Source organism: Kandleria sp. (assembly GCF_017934775.1).
Taxonomy (GTDB): Bacteria; Bacillota_I; Bacilli_A; order Erysipelotrichales; family Coprobacillaceae; genus Kandleria; species Kandleria vitulina.
Genome location: NZ_JAGBIX010000014.1, coordinates 1 through 2,714 on the forward strand (window position 1 = coordinate 1; position 2,714 = coordinate 2,714).

Consider the following 2,714-nt stretch of genomic DNA (forward strand, 5'->3'; position numbering starts at 1 on the left):
TCTAAATTCAAATTGGAACGATACTTCATTTAGTGATATAATGATATTCATGCCGGAGTAGCTCCAATTGGTAGAGCAACTGACTCGTAACCAGTAGGCTGTGGGTTCAAGTCCCATCTCCGGCACCAGTATACTAAAAAGCCCTTTGTTAAGGGCTTTTTTATTTTATTGGCATGATTGTGGCATGATTTTTTAGAAATCATCAAGAATATTGAGCAATTTTTTGTTTTTGTTGGGAAACATATGTGCGTATGTTTCTTCTATGACACGTGGACTATTTCCACTAAAGTTGCTGATTTCAAAAGCGTCCATCCCGTTATTTATAAGCAATGAAATAAAGCTGTGTCTGAAATCATGAATGCGGATTCTTTTGAAATTATGCTTCTTGCATACCGCGTCATTGTAGCGTCTGATTCTTTTTGGATCCATTGGCCCCATTTCTTTTGTACGAGGATTGAATAATTCAATAATGTATTTTGATTCAGGATATTTTTCATGGTGCTCTTTTAGTTCTTTTAATAGCAGATTATTTAATGGAACATGACGCACTGAACCGTTCTTGGTTCCCTCCAAAATTGTATGATCGCGATAATTATATCGCGAATGTATGTACAGCATGTTGTTGTTGATGTCTTTCCACGTCCTTGCAGCGAGTTCACCAATACGCATGCCAGTAAAATAGAGAAGATCAAAGACCAAGAGCATATCTTCATCACTGATAAGCTTCCTGAACTGTCTATATTCTTCTTTTGTGTAGTACATCATTTCCTTTTTAGGCCGTTCCTTATGCACAAGTTCTACACAGTCGAATGGGTTTGTAGAAATATATCCTCTTCTAAGACAATATCGAAGAAAACTCTTGAATTCCATTTGTATTCTTGAAATTGTCTTTTCTTGGAGAGAGGATGCTATAAGATGAGCCTGAAAACGTTCGATATCCTTGACGCTTATTCTCCTGATACGGATGTTACCATAGAATCCATAAACATGATTGCATAAACTATTCTTGTAATCTTCTACAGTGCGATCCTGTACTCTTGTGGCTTTGTAATCAAGAAATGTGTCAATAGCAGTAACAAGAGTTATTTCAGATGCTGACGTTGAATTTATGAGTCTTGCTTTAGCTTCATGCCTTTTTGCTTCTTCAGCACTGGTGAACCCTCGCTTATGATACTGTCTAGCAGATCCAAAGCCATCAACATAACTGAAAGCGACTCTATATCGCTTTCCCTTTTTTGTTTGATATGAATAAACAGGCATGATAATTGTACTATAGCTATATTACATAAAGCTATTTTTCCTTTCAGCCAGTCCGCAATAACGGACTGGCGTTTTTGTAATAAAACAATTATAAGGTGAAAAATTAAATATTAAGTTTACGAACTAATATATTCATATAAACACGATAATTTGATTCATCATTATAGACTGTATCATCATCTATAATTTTTGATTTTCCGCCACTAATTCTTAAGTCAATACCATATATTCTGTTTTGGTTCAGGTATTTGTGTATTAGTTCTGTTTCTTCACTAGCGACATAGCCGAGCTTGAAAGACAATGGACCGTATGAAACACTCACATAAACTGCATTAGGGTCGTGAGGATTTTTAGGTTCTTTTACAAGCTTTGGATTGAGTGAAGGGATGTATCTATATTCATATACTATATTTGAAAATTTACTTTTCTGTTCCATAACATAATCTATATTCTTTTGAAGTTTGATTTTATTTATGTAGTTTTTGAAGTTATCCTGGTAATAATCACTTCCCACTACATCAATAGAAATAATTTCTAAATCGTCTTTTGATATTTCGCTGCTTTCAAAAAAATTAGAGATTTTCTTTAATAGATCCATGACTATATCCTCCTTAAAAATTATTCAGAACTGACAAAATCAGCAAGTTCATCTAATGTAAAGCCAAGAATTGAAGCGAGCTTTTTTGCATCATCAAAATATAAATTGTTTTTTCCGCGCTCAATATCAACGTACCAGGCTTTCGATTTGCCTACAGCTTTCCCTAGCTCTTCTTGTGTCATTGCTTTATTTTTTCGTGCGTTTTTTAAATATAAACCGAGCTTAATATTAAAATCACTATACATATTTTCATCTCCTCACATGCTTAAATAGTAAATCTTCACCTATAAAATATCATTTGTTGGCTAATAACACAATAAAATAAGACGTATAATAAATAAAAAAAAGATAAAATACTCATAAAATGGTTGACAGCCAACTTTTATGAGGTATAATTGAATTTGTAAGTTGGCTAGAAACCAACAAAAAGGAGAAAATATGAAGTTAAAAGTTAAAGCTATTAGAGTCAATATGAATTTTACACAAAAAGAGCTTGCTGATATCTTACAGATGTCACTTTCAACATATCAAAAAAAAGAAAATGGTATTAGTCCTTGGCTTTACAAAGAAATTGTTGAAATTGCGAAGATAGCAAACGTAGACATCAGTAATATAGAAGCATAATTTTTTTAATTAAAAAGTTGGTTGATAGCCAACACAAAAGAAAGGAGAAAGTAACATGATTAACAAAATAATTATTAAATGGCTTTTTGGCTGGAGTGAATCAACTTATTCTAGAAAAGTCAATCGCTGGTATGAAAGTGAAGGTGTAAGTGAAAGTTTCAGAAATAAAAAAGGAGTACCTATTTCAGTGTTCTGTAAGTACACAGGTTTTAAAGAAAAGGATGTTCTTACA

4 protein-coding genes and 1 tRNA gene are annotated in these 2,714 nt (G+C 33.0%); 2 read left to right on the forward strand and 3 right to left on the reverse strand.

Going from position 1 to position 2,714, the window contains the following annotated elements:
• The first annotated feature begins 51 nt into the window (after nucleotides 1–51).
• Nucleotides 52–128: transfer RNA gene (locus tag J6L95_RS02380), tRNA-Thr, on the forward strand.
• 64 nt (nucleotides 129–192) lie between these two features.
• On the opposite strand, the gene J6L95_RS02385 is transcribed toward J6L95_RS02380, so the two are convergent.
• The 3 genes from J6L95_RS02385 to J6L95_RS02395 form a co-directional block, all read right to left on the reverse strand.
• Nucleotides 193–1,260 (reverse strand): site-specific integrase, encoded by a 1,068-nt coding sequence (locus J6L95_RS02385; protein WP_287458021.1) that lies wholly within the window; start codon nucleotides 1,258–1,260, stop codon nucleotides 193–195.
• 103 nt (nucleotides 1,261–1,363) lie between these two features.
• Nucleotides 1,364–1,858 (reverse strand): HIRAN domain-containing protein, encoded by a 495-nt coding sequence (locus tag J6L95_RS02390; RefSeq protein WP_287458023.1) that lies wholly within the window; start codon nucleotides 1,856–1,858, stop codon nucleotides 1,364–1,366.
• A gap of 20 nt (nucleotides 1,859–1,878) precedes the next feature.
• Nucleotides 1,879–2,103: a helix-turn-helix domain-containing protein gene (locus J6L95_RS02395; protein WP_287458024.1), complete on the reverse strand. Its 225-nt coding sequence runs from the start codon at nucleotides 2,101–2,103 to the stop codon at nucleotides 1,879–1,881.
• A gap of 193 nt (nucleotides 2,104–2,296) precedes the next feature.
• On the opposite strand from J6L95_RS02395, the gene J6L95_RS02400 reads away from it, so the two are divergent.
• The gene (locus J6L95_RS02400) at nucleotides 2,297–2,482 is read left to right on the forward strand and encodes a helix-turn-helix transcriptional regulator (protein ID WP_287458025.1); all 186 of its coding nucleotides are present in this window, start codon (nucleotides 2,297–2,299) and stop codon (nucleotides 2,480–2,482) included.
• Nucleotides 2,483–2,714: the final 232 nt, after the last annotated feature.

Coding starts and splice junctions, on each gene's coding strand:
- J6L95_RS02385 (WP_287458021.1), bottom strand. CDS start 1,260: ATGCCTGTTTATTCATATCAAACAAAAAAGGGAAAGCGATATAGAGTC.
- J6L95_RS02390 (WP_287458023.1), bottom strand. CDS start 1,858: ATGGATCTATTAAAGAAAATCTCTAATTTTTTTGAAAGCAGCGAAATA.
- J6L95_RS02395 (WP_287458024.1), bottom strand. CDS start 2,103: ATGTATAGTGATTTTAATATTAAGCTCGGTTTATATTTAAAAAACGCA.
- J6L95_RS02400 (WP_287458025.1), top strand. CDS start 2,297: ATGAAGTTAAAAGTTAAAGCTATTAGAGTCAATATGAATTTTACACAA.